Source organism: Kribbella sp. NPDC059898, from assembly GCF_042730855.1.
Taxonomy (GTDB): domain Bacteria; phylum Actinomycetota; class Actinomycetes; order Propionibacteriales; family Kribbellaceae; genus Kribbella.
In genome coordinates this window covers 1087437-1103722 of sequence record NZ_JBHWKR010000001.1, presented here as the reverse complement: position 1 = coordinate 1103722, position 16286 = coordinate 1087437, and the positions used below count along the sequence as shown (strand labels likewise).

At 69.2% G+C, this 16286-nt stretch carries 16 protein-coding genes; 7 read left to right on the top strand and 9 right to left on the bottom strand.

From position 1 onward, the window contains the following. The first annotated feature begins 5 nt into the window (after positions 1-5). The 5 genes from ACFV9C_RS05425 to ACFV9C_RS05405 all read left to right on the top strand — a co-directional run bounded on the left by ACFV9C_RS05425 (position 6) and on the right by ACFV9C_RS05405 (position 5395). Positions 6-761 (top strand): S1 family peptidase, encoded by a 756-nt coding sequence (locus ACFV9C_RS05425; protein WP_380190834.1) that lies wholly within the window; start codon positions 6-8, stop codon positions 759-761. A 4-nt stretch (positions 762-765) separates the two neighbouring features. Next, positions 766-1134: a cupin domain-containing protein gene (locus ACFV9C_RS05420; protein ID WP_380190833.1), complete on the top strand. Its 369-nt coding sequence runs from the start codon at positions 766-768 to the stop codon at positions 1132-1134. A 1-nt stretch (position 1135) separates the two neighbouring features. Next, a complete protein-coding gene (locus tag ACFV9C_RS05415) occupies positions 1136-2440 on the top strand; it encodes a hypothetical protein (RefSeq protein WP_380190832.1) in 1305 nt (434 codons plus the stop codon). A gap of 70 nt (positions 2441-2510) precedes the next feature. Next, positions 2511-4256 (top strand): hypothetical protein, encoded by a 1746-nt coding sequence (locus tag ACFV9C_RS05410; protein WP_380190830.1) that lies wholly within the window; start codon positions 2511-2513, stop codon positions 4254-4256. Beyond that, positions 4253-5395 carry a DegT/DnrJ/EryC1/StrS family aminotransferase gene (locus ACFV9C_RS05405; RefSeq protein WP_380190829.1) on the top strand — a complete coding sequence of 381 codons (1143 nt, stop codon included), beginning with the start codon at positions 4253-4255 and terminating at the stop codon, positions 5393-5395. The genes ACFV9C_RS05410 and ACFV9C_RS05405 overlap by 4 nt, the downstream gene beginning before the upstream one ends. Here the strand turns inward: ACFV9C_RS05405 and ACFV9C_RS05400 are convergent. The 9 genes from ACFV9C_RS05400 to ACFV9C_RS05360 all read right to left on the bottom strand — a co-directional run bounded on the left by ACFV9C_RS05400 (position 5392) and on the right by ACFV9C_RS05360 (position 15029). Then, positions 5392-6351: a phosphotransferase gene (locus tag ACFV9C_RS05400; RefSeq protein WP_380190828.1), complete on the bottom strand. Its 960-nt coding sequence runs from the start codon at positions 6349-6351 to the stop codon at positions 5392-5394. The genes ACFV9C_RS05405 and ACFV9C_RS05400 overlap by 4 nt on opposite strands. Positions 6352-6364: 13 nt before the next feature. Further along, positions 6365-7144: an ATP-binding cassette domain-containing protein gene (locus ACFV9C_RS05395; protein ID WP_380190827.1), complete on the bottom strand. Its 780-nt coding sequence runs from the start codon at positions 7142-7144 to the stop codon at positions 6365-6367. Next, on the bottom strand, positions 7137-8102 hold the full coding sequence (locus ACFV9C_RS05390) for an ABC transporter ATP-binding protein (RefSeq protein ID WP_380190826.1): 966 nt from the start codon (positions 8100-8102) through the stop codon (positions 7137-7139). Before ACFV9C_RS05390 ends, ACFV9C_RS05395 begins: the two co-directional genes overlap by 8 nt. Continuing rightward, positions 8099-8998 (bottom strand): ABC transporter permease, encoded by a 900-nt coding sequence (locus tag ACFV9C_RS05385; RefSeq protein WP_380190825.1) that lies wholly within the window; start codon positions 8996-8998, stop codon positions 8099-8101. The genes ACFV9C_RS05390 and ACFV9C_RS05385 overlap by 4 nt, the downstream gene beginning before the upstream one ends. Next, complete coding sequence (locus ACFV9C_RS05380) at positions 8985-9962, bottom strand: ABC transporter permease (protein WP_380190824.1); 978 nt, start codon at positions 9960-9962, stop codon at positions 8985-8987. Before ACFV9C_RS05380 ends, ACFV9C_RS05385 begins: the two co-directional genes overlap by 14 nt. 2 nt (positions 9963-9964) lie before the next feature. Next, positions 9965-11740 carry a peptide ABC transporter substrate-binding protein gene (locus tag ACFV9C_RS05375; RefSeq protein ID WP_380190823.1) on the bottom strand — a complete coding sequence of 592 codons (1776 nt, stop codon included), beginning with the start codon at positions 11738-11740 and terminating at the stop codon, positions 9965-9967. Positions 11741-11845: 105 nt separating this feature from the next. Then, positions 11846-13411 carry a malate synthase A gene (aceB, locus tag ACFV9C_RS05370; protein WP_380190822.1) on the bottom strand — a complete coding sequence of 522 codons (1566 nt, stop codon included), beginning with the start codon at positions 13409-13411 and terminating at the stop codon, positions 11846-11848. A gap of 203 nt (positions 13412-13614) precedes the next feature. Further along, on the bottom strand, positions 13615-14475 hold the full coding sequence (locus ACFV9C_RS05365) for an LLM class F420-dependent oxidoreductase (protein ID WP_380190821.1): 861 nt from the start codon (positions 14473-14475) through the stop codon (positions 13615-13617). After that, positions 14472-15029, bottom strand: coding sequence for a TetR/AcrR family transcriptional regulator (locus ACFV9C_RS05360; RefSeq protein ID WP_380190820.1), 558 nt, complete (start codon positions 15027-15029; stop codon positions 14472-14474). Before ACFV9C_RS05360 ends, ACFV9C_RS05365 begins: the two co-directional genes overlap by 4 nt. Positions 15030-15115: 86 nt before the next feature. Here ACFV9C_RS05360 and ACFV9C_RS05355 point away from each other — a divergent pair, with 86 nt between their 5' ends. Continuing rightward, a complete protein-coding gene (locus ACFV9C_RS05355) occupies positions 15116-15613 on the top strand; it encodes a SigE family RNA polymerase sigma factor (RefSeq protein WP_380190819.1) in 498 nt (165 codons plus the stop codon). After that, positions 15610-16263, top strand: coding sequence for a hypothetical protein (locus tag ACFV9C_RS05350; protein WP_380190818.1), 654 nt, complete (start codon positions 15610-15612; stop codon positions 16261-16263). The genes ACFV9C_RS05355 and ACFV9C_RS05350 overlap by 4 nt, the downstream gene beginning before the upstream one ends. The last annotated feature ends 23 nt before the right edge of the window (positions 16264-16286 follow it).

Sequence of the window (16286 nt, the reverse complement as noted above, 5' to 3'; positions counted from 1 at the left end):
CAGCGATGAGACTCTCACGGGGTGTACTCGTCATTGCCGGACTGCTGACCCTCACGGCCGGCGCCAAGCCGTGCATCGTTGGTGGCACGGTGACGAGTGTCAGCGAGGCCCCGTGGGCGATCGCGCTCAACACCACACAGTCCGAGTCGTCCAGCGGCCGGTACTGCGGTGCGACGCTGATCAAGCCCGACAAGATCGTCACCGCCGCCCACTGCATGGACGAGGCGACCTCGACGTACTACGCCGTTCAGGGCCGCGCCGACCTCGGTGACAGCTCGGCCGGACGGGTGTCCGCGATCAGCAAGGTGTGGATCCACCCGGGCTACAACACGAAGAACAACCGGTACGACGTCGCCGTACTCACGCTGGCCAAGCCGTTCATCGGCGTACCCGTGCTGCCGCTCGAGACACGGGCCCGTGCGGACGCGGCAGGCGCCGTACCGACCGTGTACGGCTGGGGCGACACGCAGAACACCGGGCCGGACGAGACGTTGCAGAAGGCCGCCGTACCGGATCTTGGTGACAAGACGTGCCTGGCGAACAAGAGCTACGTAACCAACGGGTACGCCGCGGCCACCAACGTGTGCGCCGGTTACATCAAGGGCGGCACCGACGCGTGCCAGGGCGACTCCGGCGGCCCGCTCGTACTCAACGGGCGCCTGCTCGGGGTCGTGTCGTGGGGACAGGGCTGCGCGCAGCCGGGCGACCCCGGCGTCTATGCCGAGATCGCGCCCGTGGCTGAGGCATTGCTGCAACACTGAAGGCATGTCCGACCCCGTTCGCGTGATCAAGGCCGGTGACCTGGTCACCGCCGACCCGACGTCCGGCATGCTCCGGATGCGGGCGTTCGAGCTCCCGATCCTGTGGGCCGGGCAGGTGATCACGCAGCCCGGTATCACCTCCGGCTGGCACCACCACGACAAGAACGAGAGCAGCCTGTACATCGTGTCCGGGGTGCTCCGGCTGGAGTTCGAAGGCTCCGACGAGTACCTGGACGCGGTGGCCGGCGACTTCGTGCACGTCCCGTCGTTCACCGTCCACCGGGAGAGCAACCCGGGCGCCGAGCCCTCGCTGGCGATCATCGCCCGGGCCGGCGGCGGCATCCCGACCGTGAACGTCGACGCACCCCGCTGACATGCCGACCCACGAACAGATCACCGTCGGCGTCGTCGGCGCCGACCAGATCGTGCCCCGGATCGTCAACCTGGCCCGGGAGCTGGACAACCCGGCGCTGCGGCTGGTCACCGCGGTGTACGCCGAGGAGCACGCGGCGCACGAGCAGGCGGCGCGGATCGCGTCCCGGGTCGACGTGTTCCTGTTCGCCGGGCCGTTGCCGTACGACCTGGCGGTCGCGGGCGGGCTGCCGGTTCCGGCGACGTACGTACCGGCCGGCGGTCCCGCGTTGTTCTCGGCGCTGCTCCGCGGCGTCCTGGAGAAGGTCTTCGACCCGGCCCGGATCAGCGTCGACACGATGGCGCGGCGGGACCTCAAGCACGTCTACGAGGAGATCGGGCTGAGCGTCGCCGGGGTCCGGCTGAAGGAGTACGCCGGGCCGGAGTCGGCCGGGGAGTTCCTCGACTTCCACCGCACGCTGCACGAACGCGGCCGGACCACCGGAGCGGTGACGACGGTGCCGACCGTCGACGTCGCGCTCCGGAAGGCCGGCGTACCGACGCTGCGGATGACGCCGTCGTCGATGACGATCCGGCAGGCGCTGACCACCGCGATCCTGATGGGCGGCGGCGCCAAGCTGGAGGAGTCCCGGATCGTCACGATGATCGTCCGGGTGCCTGCGGCCTCGCTGCCGGCGCACGCCAGCGCGAGCGCGTACTGGTACCAGGAACTGCGGCTGTCGCTGCACCGCGAACTGCTCCGCGACGCCCGGCCGATGGATGCCGCGGTGGTGCCGCGCGACGAGCACAGCTTCCTGATCGTGACCACGATGGGCTCGCTGCGGCTGGCCACCGACAACCTGTCGATGGCGCCGTTCCTGGACCGGATCTCCGAGGAGCTGGGGATCCGGCTCGAGGTCGGCATCGGCCTCGGTACGTCGACCCGCGAGGCCGAAGTGAACGCCCAGTCCGCCGTCGACAAGGCGGCCGGCGGCGGTACGGCGTTCGTGGTCGGGCCGCACGGGTTCGTGCTGCAGATCCCGGGCGAACGCACCCGGGCCGCGGAACGGCCGGTGCCTGGTGACTCGCGGGCTTTGCAGATTCTCGCCACGCTGGCCGAGCAGCTGGACAAGGCGAACGACACCGAGCGGGTGGTCGACGCGGAGAAGGTCGCCGAACTGCTCGGCGTCACGCTGCGGACCGCCCGCCGGACGCTGACGACGCTGGTGGACGAGGGCCTCGCCTGGCCGATGCCGCCACCCCGCTCGAACAAACTCGGTCGGCCGCCACGGCCGTTCCAGCTGCTGGTGGAGAAGCTGCCGCGCTGAGTTATTACGGACATCCATAACTGCTATTCGGGCCTTGCCGAAGCTCCCACGCTGAGGCAGGGTGGTCGGCATGCCAGCAATCGCGGTGGTGGACAACCGGGTGGCAACCGAGCGGGCCCACCGGGCGGGTCAGGACGCCTGGTGGGCCTACCTGGACGAGATCCTCGGCCAACTCCGGCTGCCGTACGCGGTGGTCGCCCCTGACGACATTCCGGACGACGTGTCGGTCCTGGTCGTCGCTGCCCCCGGCCCTACCGACGGGATCGAGGATTGGGTCGCGGCCGGCGGTGCGTTGATCGTCGTGGGCGATCCCGGTTCGCTGTCCACGCTCGCGGGCGTTTCGGCGTACGCCGCCGTACCCGATGGTCAGGTGACACGTGTAGATGAGTCGGTTTGGTCGTACGGACCGCCGCGAGGGCTGCACGCGATCGGTGGGCGGCTGATGGTCGCCGACGCCGAGGTGATTGCGCGGTGGCAGGACGACACGGCCGCGGTCACGCTTCGCCGAGTCGGCGCAGGCGTCGTACTGACGTACGGCGTCGACCTGTGGCAGACGATCGTCCGGATCCGGCAGGGGTACGCCGTGACCGCGGATGGGGCGCCCGCCGCGGACGGTACGGCGCCGATCGACGACGGGATCCTCAAGTGCGAGGACGGGATGGCGCTCAGCTTCGAGCACGACCGGGCGATGCCGCCGGGTGAGCCCGAGTTGGTCGAGCGGTTCGTGCATACGTATCCACCGCCGAGCGCCGTACCGATGTTCGACCAGCCGCAGGCGGACTGGTGGTGCGCACTGTTCGCACAGAGCCTGTGGTGGAGCGCTTCGCAGACCGGGGCAGCTGTGCCGTGGCTCTGGTACTGGCCGTCCGGAGTGGACGCGGTCGCGCACATGTCACACGACTCGGACGGGAACGTCGAGGAGGAAGGGCAGGCCGCGCTCGACGCGTTCGCCGAGGCCGACGTGAAGGTGACGTGGTGCCATCTGTTCCCGGGCGGGTACTCCCCGGATCTACACGTGGAGATCACGGCGGCCGGGCACGAGAACGCCCTGCATTACAACGCGATGGGCGACGCGGACCTTGCGGTGTGGGGCTGGCCGCAACTGCGCGCGCAGTACGCCTGGGCGCAGGCCGTCACCGGGACCGAGCGGATCGTCTCGAACAAGAACCACTACACCCGCTGGGAAGGCTGGACCGACTTCTACCCGTGGTGCGAGCGGCTCGGCATCCAGATCGACGAGTCCCGCGGGCCGAGTAAACAAGGGGACGTGGGCTTCACCTTCGGCACCGCGCACCTGACGTTCCCGATGGCACCGGTTGCTGACGGCAACCGTCTCTACGACGTGCTCAATCTGCCGTTACACACGCAGGACCTCGCCTGGGCCGGGCATGTCGCAGTCCGCGACGTGATCCTGGACGGTGCGCAGGCAGTGCACGGTGTCGCACACTTCCTGTTCCACGGGCCACATCTCCGCTGGCGCCCGCCGACACGGAGGGCGTGCGTCGAGCTCGCCGCGGAGGCGCGCCGGCGCGGGATGCCGTGGTGGACGGCCGGGCAGCTCAACACCTGGGAGCGCAGCCGGCGCGGCGTCGTACTGTCACTCGAACCGCATCCGGACGGGTACACGGTCCGCGCGCAGGCGGCCGAGCCGGTGCCGGCAGCCGCGGTACTGCTCGCCGTACCGGAGGCCGGGCGGGACCCGATCGTCAAGGAAGGCGAGGGCTCGGCGCGGACCGTGGAGCGGTTCGGCCAGGCCTTCGTCGAGCTGACGGCGGATATCGTTGCCGGAGACAACAGATGGGTGATCACACCATGATGCCTGAGTGGCCGCAGTACGACGACGAGGAAGCCAAGGCGCTGCTCGAGGTGCTGAACTCGGGCAAGTGGGGCAGCACCAGCGGGGACACCGTCGCGACGTTCGAGCGGGAGTTCGCGGCGTACCAGCAGGCCGAGCACGCGATCTGCCTGGCGAACGGGACCCTCGCGATCGCGGGGGCGCTGCGGGCGGCCGGGGTCGGGATCGGTGACGAGGTGATCGTGCCGCCGTACACGTTCATCGCGACCGCGTCGGCGGCGCTGTTCGTCGGAGCGGTGCCGGTGTTCGCGGACGTGGACCCGGACACGCACCTGCTCGACCCGGTGGCGGCCGAGGCGGCGATCACCGAACGGACGAAGGCGATCGTCGTCGTCCACCTCGCCGGGCGGCCGGCGGACCTGGATGCGTTCACGGTGCTCGGAGAGCGGCACGGGCTGACGATCGTCGAGGACGCGGCCCAGGCGCACGGGGCGGCGTACAAGGGCCGGCCGGTCGGGGCGATCGGTGACCTCGGCACGTTCAGCTTCCAGAGCAGCAAGAACATCACCGCCGGCGAGGGCGGCGTCGTACTCACGGACTCCGCGGAACTGGCCGGTGCTGTCTACTCGTTGGTCAACGTGGGGCGGGTCCCCGGTGGTGGCTGGTACCAGCACGAGTCGGTCGGCTACAACCTCCGCCTGACCGAGTTCCAGGCCGCGATCCTCCGCGTCCAACTCCGCCGCCACCCAGAACTCCAGCAACTCCGCGAACGCAACGCCCGCCAACTCACCGACGCCCTGTCCACGGTGGAAGGCATCCACCTCGCCCCCGAAGACCCCACCATCACCGCCCACGGCCGCCACCTCTTCATGCTCCGCGTCCCCGGCCACCGAGACGCCGTACTCAACTCCCTCAAAGCCGCCGGCTTCGACAAGGCCTCCCCCGGCTACGTCCCCCTCCACCGCAACACCGCAGTACTGCAAGAAGCAACCGCCATCACCAACCGCCTGGGCCGGCCCTACCCCCAACCCACCTGCCCCAACGCCGACACCCTCTCCCAAGACACCCTCTGGCTCCCTCAGCCCTACCTCCTAGGCACCCCCACCCAAACCCAAACCCTCGCCACCACCATCACCACAGCAGTTGCCGCGAGCAACTAGCAGACGGCGGCGGCCAGTTGGCGGAGTTCGGTGAGGTGGGTGGGGAGGGATTGGAGGGTGGTGGTGATGGCGGTGTGGATGGTGGTGGGGTTGCCCATCCAGCGGGCTGGGGGGTTTTCGGCGAGGGCTACTTGGAGGTGGTCGCCGAGGGTTTGTAGGTGGTTTCTGGTGACGCTGAGGAAGAGGTCTTCGCCGGGCCAGGTGAGGTCGCCGGTGTAGGTGGCGAGGATGGGGGCGATGCGGTCGGGGTTGCCGGCGGCGAAGATGTAGGCGACGCGGGCTGCTTCGAGGGCGGCGCTGTCGGTGCGGACGCTGTCCCAGTCGACGAGGACCGGGCCGGTGGGTGAGGTGACGATGTTGTGGGGTTTGAAGTCGCCGTGGGTTGTCACCAGGTCGGGGACGGAGTCGCACCTGGTGGTGATGCGTTCGGCGGCGGACTGCAGGTGTGGGAGGGCCTCGGCGTACAAAGAGGCCCAGGGCATGTCGTGAGACTTGGCGAGCCAGGCTTCCCAGGTTGAGGGTGAGCGGACCGAGCCACGCCACCAGCGAGGTAGCGGCGCCTGGCCGAGCGGCTGTAGCTGGTGGACCTGCAGCATCGTGCGACCAAGCCACGCCGAGACGTCCACAGGCTCAGGATCATGCTCGACCCAGCGGTGGACCCGGAACAACCGGTCCTCGATCCGCACCAGCCAGCCGAGGTACGGATCCACGGGCTGGACCGGTGACGGCATGTCCACCCCGGCGTCGAGGGCGAGCTGCTCGAAGGCCATCGCGACCGTCAGCTGATCGATCAGCCCGTCGCCGTTGAACTGACCGCCCGTCGAGGGAAAGTACCCCTTCAGAAAGTACGAGCCCAACCGCCAGGCGTCGTTGTCCCCGCGCCGCACGTGGACCAACTCACCAGACGAACCCAGGTCGAAGGCGAGCGAGATTTCCCGTGCAGTCGGTGTGTACACACCAAGCAGTCTCTCAGCTCTCCTGGCGAATCGGGAGGACAGCAGCCAGAAGCTGTTGCGTATAAGGATCTCGAGGCTCCCGGAACAGCTCCTCCGTCGAGCTCTCCTCGACCAGCTTGCCTTTGTTCATCACCGCGACCCGGTCAGCGAGCCGCTCCACCACCGCCAGGTTGTGCGAGATGAACAGGAACGACAGCCCCAGCCGCTCCCGCAGATCGGTGAACAACTCGAGGATCTGCGCCTGGATCGACACGTCCAGCGACGACGTCGGCTCGTCACACACCAGCAAGTCCGGCTCCAGCGCCAACGCCCGCGCGATCGCGATCCGCTGCTGCTGCCCACCCGAGAACTGCCGCGGATACAGCTCCGCGTGATGCGTGTTGATGCCGACCAGGTCCAGCAGTTCCAACGCCGCCGTACGCCGCGACTCCTTGGAACCTCGGTCATGCAGCCGCAACGGCTCCATCACGTTGCCGAGGGCACTGAAATGCGGCAGCAACGACCCGTACGGGTTCTGGAACACCATCTGCATCCGCGGCCGCAACACCCGCAACTCGCGCTCCGGCATCCTCCCGAGGTCGTGTCCGTCGAACGAGACGCGCCCCGACGTCGGCGTCTGCAGCCCCATCATCAACCGCGCCATCGTCGACTTCCCGCTGCCGCTCTCCCCGACCAGCCCGACCGTCTCGCCGCGATGCACACTCAACGACACGTCATCGACAGCGCGCACTTCACCCGCCCGCGTCGTGAACACCTTCGTCACCGACGAAGCGTGGATCAACGGTTCAGACATCGGCAGTCACCTTCCAGCAGGCGGCGTCCCGGGAGGGCCCGATCGTCAGCGTCTCCTGTTCGGTCCCACACCGCGGCAGCTCCGCTCGTGGGCACCGCGGATGGAACGGGCAGCCCTCCGGCCGCCGCGACAGGTCGGGCGGGCTGCCGGGGATCGGCCGCAGCGGCAGGTCGCGTCCGCCGACCTCGACGCCCGATCCGAGCAGGCCGACGCTGTACGGATGCCGCGGGTCGTCGAGCAGCTTCTCCATCGGCGCACGTTCGACGACACGGCCGGCGTACATGACGACGGCGTCGTCGCAGAAGTACCGCGCGACGCCGAGGTCGTGGGTGATCATGATGATCCCCGTCCCGCGATCCTTGAGCGCCTTCAGCAGGTCGAGGAGCTGGCGTTGCACGGTGACGTCGACCGCGGTGGTCGGCTCGTCCGCGATCAGCAGCGCGGGCTCGGTCACCATCGCCATCGCGATCATCGCGCGTTGCCGCATCCCGCCGGACAGCTGGAACGGGTACGTGCGGATCCGCTTCTCCGGGTCCGGGATGCCGACGTCGCCGAGCGCCCGGATCGCGCGTTTGCGGGCTTCGGCCTTCGTACACAGGCCGTGCCAGATCAGGTGTTCGGTGAGCTGCCGTTCCAGCGTCAGCGTCGGGTTCATCGCCTCCATCGCGCTCTGGAAGACCATCGCGATGTCGCGGCCGCGGATCCGGCGCAGTTCCTTGTCTCCAAGAGCGAGCAGATCCCGGTCGCCGTACAAGGCCTGGCCGGACGTCCGCGCGGTCCGCGGCAGGATGCCCAGCACGCTGCGCATCGTGACGCTCTTGCCGCTCCCGCTCTCCCCGACGACCGCCAGCGCCTGTCCCCGCTCCACGTCGAACGAGACCCCGTCGACCGCGGTCAGCGGCTCCCCGTCGTCGCGGCGGAACGTCGTACGCAAGTCGCGGACCGACAACAGGCTCATCGCTGCTCCCCACTCGCGTCGAACGCGTCCCGTACGCCGTCGCCGATCCACGTGAACGCCAGCAGCGTCAACGCGAACAGCACCGCCGGCGCGACCAGCAGATGCGGCGCGGCCAGCAGGTACCGGCTGCCGTCGCTGATCATCGCGCCCCACGACGGCGTCGGCGGCTGGACGCCGAGTCCGAGCAGCGCGAGCCCTGCCTCCGCGGCGATCGCGGCCGGGATCGCGAAGCTGGTCGTGACCAGGATCGGGCCGATCGCGTTCGGCAGGATGTACCGGATCGCGATCGTGGTGCCCTTCGCGCCCATCGACCGCGCCGCCTCGACGTACTCGCGCTGCTTGAGCGTCAGCACCTGCGCCCGCACCAGCCGTGCCTGCGTGACCCAGGACGCGATCCCGATCGCGACCACCAGCGCGAAGATGCTGCGCCCGAGCACGGTCACCATCACGACCGCGAACAGGTAGCTCGGGAACGCGTACATCACGTCGGTGAACGCCATCAGCACCTGCTCGACCCGTCCGCCGAGGTACCCCGCGAGCAGCCCGATCGCCAACGCGAACACGAGCGCCGTCAGCTCGGCACCGAACGCCACGGTCAACGCGGTCTGCAGCCCGTAGATCAGCCGGCTGAGAATGTCCCGCCCGAGCAGGTCGGTCCCGAGCAGATGCCCCGCGGATCCCGGACCCGCCAGCTTGTGCTGGATGTCGGTCTCTTCATAGCCGTACGGCGCGATCAGCGGCGCGGCGATCGCGACGAGGATCAGGAACGCGCAGAAGACCAGGCTGCAGAACGCCAGCCGGTGCTTCCGGAACCGGGACCAGGCCCGCGCCCCCGGACCGCGGGCCCGCATGCTGTGTTCGACGGCCGCCGCTCGCAGACCCTCAGTCGCCGTCAACGGGACCACCTCCAGCAGCACGGATTCGCGGATCGAGGAGCCCGTACGCCAGGTCCACGACCAGGTTGGTCACCATCAGGATCAGCGCGAAGAACAACGCCGTACCCATCAGCAGCGGCATGTCCCGGCTCGCGGCGGCGTTCGCGAAGTACAGCCCGAGACCGGGGATCCGCAGCAGTGCCTCGACGAACACGGTCCCGGTCATCAACGCGGCCAGCAAGGGGCCGGCCACGGTCACCAGCGGGATCAGCGAGTTCCGCAGCGCGTGCCGGACGATGACTGTACGCCGTGGTCCGCCCTTCGCGAGCGCCGCCGTGATGTACTCCTCGCGCAACGTCTCCAGCATGCTCGACCGCACGTACCGCGCCAGCACCGCGGCCGGGCCGAGGCTCAGCGCGAGCACCGGCAGCACCAGGTCCTTCGGCCCGTTCCAGCCGCCGGAAGGCAAGAGCTTCAGCGTGGCGGAGAACAGCAGGATCATGAACGCCGCAGTCAGATAACTCGGCAACGCGTGCCCGAGCGTGACCACGAACATCGTCGAGTGGTCGGACTTCGAGTTCTGCCGCAACGCCGCGAACACCCCGACCGGTACGGCGATCAGCAGCGCGAGCAGGACCGCCAGCACCGCGAGCGTGGCCGAGATCGGGAACGCCTCGGCGATGATGTCCTGCACGTTCCGGCTGGCGTACTTGTACGACGGCCCGAAGTCCCAGTGCACCGCGCCTTTCATGAAGATCAGGTACTGCTTCCAGGCCGGCACATCCGCGCCGTACCGGGACTCGAGCTCGCCGACCATCGACTCGGTCCCGACGCCGCCGAGGTTGGTCGCGCCGCTGTTCACCCGCTGCAGGTCCGCGAAGTTGCCCGGTGCGAGCTGCAGCAGGGTGAACGTCAGGATCGAGACCGCGATCAGCGAGAGGACCAGCCGGACCAGGCGCTTGCCGATGTAGACGGCGAGCCCCACGGTCAGCTCACCACGCTGAGCGGCTTGAGGTAGAAGTAGTCCGGGTACGCCCGCAACTGCAGGCCGTGCACCTTCGGCTTGACCGCGTGGAACAGGCTCTGCCAGAGCACCGGCAGGTACAAGTACTGCTCTTCGCGCAGCTTGGCCGCCTGCTTGTACAAGGCCAGTCGCTTCGCGTCGTCGGTCTCGGCCGCGGCCTGGTCGACCAGCGTGCCGATCTCCAGCGCGGCCTTGGCCGCGAACCCGGTGCGGATCGCCTTCAGCTGAGCGGTTTTGGCGGCCGGCGTCAGCTTCTTGTCGTCCTGCACCGCCTGGTACTTCTGCCACTGGTCGCTCGGCAGGCTGATCTCCTGCACGTTCTGCGGCGACCACAGCGACCCGACCATCGTCGGCCAGGTCGGCAGCCCGGCGAACGTGCCGTAGTAGAAGCCGATGTAGTCGCCCTTCTGGACCTGCCAGCGCCGCTCGGTGTAGACGCCCGCCTCGACATGGTCGACGAGCGCCTTGATCCCGAGCTGCTTGCTCCAGCTGTCCACGATCGCGTCCGCGAGCGTCGTGTCCGGTACGCCGACCAGCAGCCGGATCGGCGGCAGGCCCTGACCGTTCGGGTAGCCGGCCTGCGCGAGCAACTGCTTCGCCTCGCCGACGTCCTCCTTGATCGCGATGCTGTCGTCCCAGCCGTTCGTCCGGCTGGTCACCAGCGAAACACCTGGCTGCTGACCTGGTTGTACGCCGGCCAACGTCTTGCGGTCCAGCGCCAGCGACAGGGCCTTGCGAACGCGGACGTCGTCCATCGCCTTGTTCTGACTGCGGAGCTTCGCGAGGTACAGGATGCTGTAGTTCTCGGTCTGCTTGAGCTCCTTCGACAACGTCGAGCTCTTCTGGAACCGCAGTACGTCGGGACCGGCGAGCTGGACGAGGTCGGTCTCGCCGTTCTCGTACGGCACCGTCGCGGTCGCGGCCGCGCTCGGCTCGACGAGGTTGACCTGGATCCGGCTGAGCTTCACGGTGCCGCGGTCCCAGTACTTCTCGTTCGGCACCAGGATCAGCCGCGAGTTCGCGACCCATTCGGTCACCGTGTACGGCCCGTTGGACACGTAGTTCGGCGGGTTCTGCCAGTCCTTCGGCTTGCTCTCGACGAGGTCCATCGGCAGCGGCAGCATCGCCGGATGAGTGAGCGCGAGCAGGAAGTCCGGGTTCGGGTTGGCCAGCGTGAGGACGAGTTCGTGGTCCCCGTTCGCGTGTACGCCGACCTTGGTCCAGTCGGTCAGTACGCCGGACAGGAAGTCCTGCGCGCCCTTGATCCCGGTGGCGGTCTGGTAGCTGTTCGCGCCGAGCGTCGTACCGCCGGCCGAGCCGCCCGCCGGGGTGAACAGCCGCTTGTACGTCCGCTCGAAGTCCTGCGCGACCACCGGCTTGCCGTCCGACCACTGGGCGTTGTCGCGCAGCGTGAACGTGTACGTCAGGTGATCGTCGGAGACTTTCCACTCGCTCGCGACGCCAGGGACCACCGCGTCGCCCTTCTCGTTCTGGGTGACCAGGCCTTCGGAGATCCCGCGACTGAGGATCCACATGCCGTTGGTGATCACCTGCGGATCCAGCACTTCGACCGGGACGTAGTCGATCTTCAGTGCCGACTTGCCGTCGGAGGCCTTGCTGTCGTCGCCGAACAAGCCACAGCCGGTCAAGGACCAGCTGCCGCCGATCGCGGCAAGTGTCAGGCCGGACAGGCGGAGGAAGTCACGCCGGGTCTGACCTACCGGGGGACGGGCGCTCATAGCCAAGGAAATGCCGCCTTTCTGGCGTCCTGAACTCGACTTATGGCGCGACCGTAGGGCCGTAGAGCGTCGGAGTCAACGCTTTACGGCCCTCACCGTAATTATTCAGCTGAAGCGGTCGTACGCCGGCAGCGTCAGGAAGTCGACGTACTCGTCGGCCAGTGCCACCTCGAGGAACAGCGACCGGGCGGCGGCGTACCGGGCCGGGTCGCCGAGCTTCGCGATCTCCTCGTCGGCGATCCGCTCCACGAGCTCGGTGCTGACCGTGTCGCCGGTGTCCAACGTGACCTGGTTGCGCCGCCACTGCCAGATCTGCGACCGGGAGATCTCCGCGGTGGCCGCGTCCTCCATCAGGTTGAAGATGCCGACCGCACCGGTGCCGTCGAGCCAGACCGCGAGGTACTGCAGCGCGACGCTGACGTTGTTGCGCAGGCCCGCCTCGGTCACCGCACCGGGCGTGGCGGCGACGTCGAGCAACTGCTCGGCGCTCACCGTGACGTCCTCGCGGAGCTTGTCGATCTGGTTCGGGCGGTCGCCGAGGACCGAGTCGAACACCTCGCGGGCGGTCCCGACCATGCCCGGGTGCGCCACCCACGAACCGTCGAAGCCGTCGCCGGCCTCGCGGGTCTTGTCGGCCTTGACCTTCGCGAACGCGACCTCGTTCACGGCCGGGTCCTTGCTCGGGATGAACGCCGCCATGCCGCCGATCGCGTGCGCGCCGCGCTTGTGGCAGGTCCGCACCAGCAGCTCCGTGTACGCGCGCATGAACGGCACGGTCATCGTCACGCTGTTCCGGTCCGGCAGCTGGAACGCCTTGCCGCTGGTCCGGTGCGTCTTGATCACGCTGAACATGTAGTCCCAGCGGCCCGCGTTCAGGCCGGCCGAGTGCTCGCGGAGCTCGTACAGGATCTCCTCCATCTCGAACGCCGCCGGGTAGGTCTCGATCAGGACGGTCGCCCGGATCGTCCCGCGCGGGATCCCGAGCGCCTCCTGCGCGGTGACGAACACGTCGTTCCAGAGCCGCGCCTCGAGGTGCGACTCCATCTTCGGCAGGTAGAAGTACGGTCCCTGGCCGCGGTCGAGCTGCAGCTGCGCGCAGGCCGCGAAGTACAGCGCGAAGTCGACCAGCGAACCGGAAGTCTCCTCGCCATCGACCAGGATGTGCTTCTCCGGCAGGTGCCAGCCGCGCGGCCGGACGACGATCGTCGCGAGCTCGTCGTCCGGCCTCAGGCTGTAGCTCTTCGTGTCGGTGCTGAAGTCGATCTTCCGGGTGATCGCGTCCAGCAGGTTCAGCTGGCCGCCGACGACGTTCTCCCAGGTCGGGGTGTTCGCGTCCTCCTGGTCGGCCAGCCAGACCTTGGCGCCGGAGTTCAGCGCGTTGATGGTCATCTTCCGGTCGGTCGGCCCGGTGATCTCGACCCGGCGGTCGACGATCCCCGGAGCGGGCGGCGCGACCCGCCACTCCGGGTCGTCACGGACGGCCCGCGTCTCCGCCAGGAACCCCAGCTCCGTCCCGGCCGCGATCGCGGCGATCCGCTCCGCGCGCTTCCCGAGCAGCTCCCGCCGGCGGGCGTCGTACGCGCGGTGCAGGGTCTCGATCAGGCCGAGCGCCCGCTCACTGAGGATCTCGTCGTACCGCTCGTGCAGCGGGCCGGTGACGTCGACTGACACTGGGGGCTCCTTAATCGAGAACTACGATCTCGTGGTCCGTTATCCGGTATACCAACACGGTAATCCAGCCGTCGCGCTGGTGCACCTCCGCCTCCTGGTGTGAGACGAGCAGCCGGGCCCGCGAGGCGGTCACCCTGAGCGACACGGCGAACGGTCATCACCCTGCCGTGCCCGCTGGCGATCCGCGGCTCGACCGCGAACACTCACTGAGCGAGCTTCGGCAACACCTCGCGTAGGACCTGGGCGTGGTCCTCGGGCTTGGCCAGGCCCATGTTCATCGTGTTCACGCACAGGTGGGTGGCGCCCAGCTCGCGCCAGCCGTCCGCGTACGCGCGCCAGTCCTGCTCGGGGACGGCGCCGAGGCTCAATCGCGCCTCGATGCCGACCTGCCCCGGGTCGCGTCCGGCGTCCTCGGCCGCCTGCCGGATCACCGCGAGCTGCCGGCGCGCCGTCTCGTCCGGCGCGGACTGCGGCATCCACCCGTCGCCCATCCGCCCGGTCCGCCGCAGTACCGCATCCGCGCCGCCGCCGAACCAGATCGGGATCTCCCGCCCGGGCAGCGGATTCAGCCCGGCTTCGCCGACGTGGTCGAACCTGCCGTCGTACGAGATGACCGGCTCCGCCCAGAGCTTGCGGAGCAGCTCGACCTGTTGGGTGAGCCGGGCGCCGCGCTTCTCGAACGGTACGCCGAGGGCGTCGTACTCGACCTGGTTCCACCCGATGCCGACGCCGAGCCGGAGCCGGCCGCCGCTCAGCACGTCGACCTCGGCCGCCTGTTTCGCGACCAGCGCGGTCTGCCGCTGCGGGAGCACGAGGACGCCGGTGACGAGCTCAAGCGTGGTGGTGATCGCGGCCATGTAGCCGAACAGCACGAAAACCTCGTGGAACAAGGACTTGTCGGTGTACCCGGTCCATCCCGGCCGGTTCGCCGGATCCGCGCCGAGCACGTGGTCGTACGCGAGCGCGTGGTTGTATCCGGCCGCCTCGACCGTCGTCGTCCACTCGCGGACGACCGCCGGATCTGCCCCGATCTCGAGCTGGGGGAACACCGCGCCGATCTTCACTTCGCCTCCAGGAGGTCGATGAGTCCTTTGACGGCAAGGTCGAACGGTTCGCGCGAACCGGCCGCGCGGGCGAGTACGTAACCACCCTGCAGTACAGCGGCGATCGTCGCGGCGGTCCGCTCCGGGTCGAGCGACTCCGGGTACTCGCCGTCACGCTTGCCCTCGGCAACCACCTCCGCCAGCCGTGCTTGCAGCCACGCGAACGTCTCCGCGACCGGTTCCCGCAGTACCGGATCCGCCACCACCTCCGGATCCGCCGCGAGCCGCCCGATCCGGCACCCCTTGAGGACGTCCCGTTCGCGGGTCAGATACCCCGCGATCCGCGATCCCGCCGTACCGTCACTCCCCAGCTGCTCCTCGGCGGCCTCCCGCAGCTCGGCGCCGGACCGCCCGATCGCCACCTTCGCCAGGTCCGCCTTGCCGGTGAAGTGGTGGTACATGCTCCCCTGCCCGGCGTCCGCCAGCCGCTGCACCGCCTTCGGCGACGTGCCGACGTACCCGCGCTCCCACAACAGCTCCTGCGTACTGCGAATCAACCGCTCGACCGTCTCCACCCGGCCACTGTACTAAGAGGTACAACAATCCGACCCAACGTTTCGGCCCGGCCGATCGTCCTGGGTGTGGAGGAAGGACGGTGACGATGACCGGCTGGGAGCACGACCTGCGGGAGCTGCTGGCCGCACGGGGCGGCGCGTTGCGTGCGTACGCGTACCTGCTGACCGGCGACCCGAGCACGGCGAGCGACCTCGTGCAGGACGCGCTGGTCCGCGTGCTGGGCCGGTTGCGGCGCGGCGGCGACATCGACCAGCTCGAGGGGTACGTGCGGCGCGCGATGCTCAACCAGTACGTCGACAGCCGCCGCCGGCTGCTCCGGTGGAACGCGACGAAGCACTTGCTCGTCGACCCGCCGGTCCACGACGACGACCGGCTCGCGGTCGCGGACGCCGTACGGCGAGCACTCGGGACGCTGGCGCCGAAGCAGCGGGCGTGCGTCGTCCTGCGGTACTACGAGGACCTGACCGTCCCCGAGATCGCCGACCAGCTCGGGTGCGCGGAGGGAACCGTGAAGCGCCACCTGTCCGACGCGAAAGCGAAGCTCGCCGGGTTGCTCGGCACGAGTGAGGAGAGTGTCCGATGACGTCCAACGACCTGCACGACCTGCTGAACACCGCGGCCGCCGGCAGTGAGACGGTCGGCATCGCCGAGGAGGCCGTCGCGCACCGCATCCGCCGGCGGCGTCGGCGGACGGCCAGATTCGCAGCCGTCGGCGCCGCGGTGACCACTGTGGCTGTGGTGTCCGCGGTCGTCTGGGCCGTTCGCCCCGGGGAGCCGCAGGTCGCGGCGGCTCCCGCTCCGGTGCCGTTCCCGCACGGGTGCGGCGCGAAGCTCACCGGTCAGCATCCGGCCGAGTCGCCGCTCCGCGTGACCATCGCCGAGCAGACGATCCAGCGCGCGGCTGGGTACGGCCGGGTGACCGGCGTACTGACCAACGACTCCCGTGCCACCGTCAACGGGTCGACCGCGAACGCGGTCCGCGTGGTCGTCGTCAAGAACGGCACCGTGGTCGCCACCATGGGCCCGATCGCTGCCAACGCCATCCAGCTCACGCTGGCGGCCGGCGCCAGCGAGACGCTCGCCATCCCGGTGCCGCTGGACCATTGCGGCACCGCCCCGACCCCGCTGCTGCCCGGCACCTACCAGCTCTACACGGAGTACTCCGTGTCCCTCACGCCCACCGCGGACTGGTCCGTCCTCCGCAGCGGGCCGTGGACGGTCGAACTGAAATAGCCCCCACCGATCAGGGTGGGGGC

Bases quoted from the DNA above. Each gene is read 5' to 3' on its own strand.
- ACFV9C_RS05425 (WP_380190834.1), top strand. From the start codon at position 6: ATGAGACTCTCACGGGGTGTACTCGTCATTGCCGGACTGCTGACCCTC.
- ACFV9C_RS05420 (WP_380190833.1), top strand. From the start codon at position 766: ATGTCCGACCCCGTTCGCGTGATCAAGGCCGGTGACCTGGTCACCGCC.
- ACFV9C_RS05415 (WP_380190832.1), top strand. From the start codon at position 1,136: ATGCCGACCCACGAACAGATCACCGTCGGCGTCGTCGGCGCCGACCAG.
- ACFV9C_RS05410 (WP_380190830.1), top strand. From the start codon at position 2,511: ATGCCAGCAATCGCGGTGGTGGACAACCGGGTGGCAACCGAGCGGGCC.
- ACFV9C_RS05405 (WP_380190829.1), top strand. From the start codon at position 4,253: ATGATGCCTGAGTGGCCGCAGTACGACGACGAGGAAGCCAAGGCGCTG.
- ACFV9C_RS05395 (WP_380190827.1), bottom strand. From the start codon at position 7,144: ATGTCTGAACCGTTGATCCACGCTTCGTCGGTGACGAAGGTGTTCACG.
- ACFV9C_RS05390 (WP_380190826.1), bottom strand. From the start codon at position 8,102: ATGAGCCTGTTGTCGGTCCGCGACTTGCGTACGACGTTCCGCCGCGAC.
- ACFV9C_RS05375 (WP_380190823.1), bottom strand. From the start codon at position 11,740: ATGAGCGCCCGTCCCCCGGTAGGTCAGACCCGGCGTGACTTCCTCCGC.
- ACFV9C_RS05355 (WP_380190819.1), top strand. From the start codon at position 15,116: ATGACCGGCTGGGAGCACGACCTGCGGGAGCTGCTGGCCGCACGGGGC.
- ACFV9C_RS05350 (WP_380190818.1), top strand. From the start codon at position 15,610: ATGACGTCCAACGACCTGCACGACCTGCTGAACACCGCGGCCGCCGGC.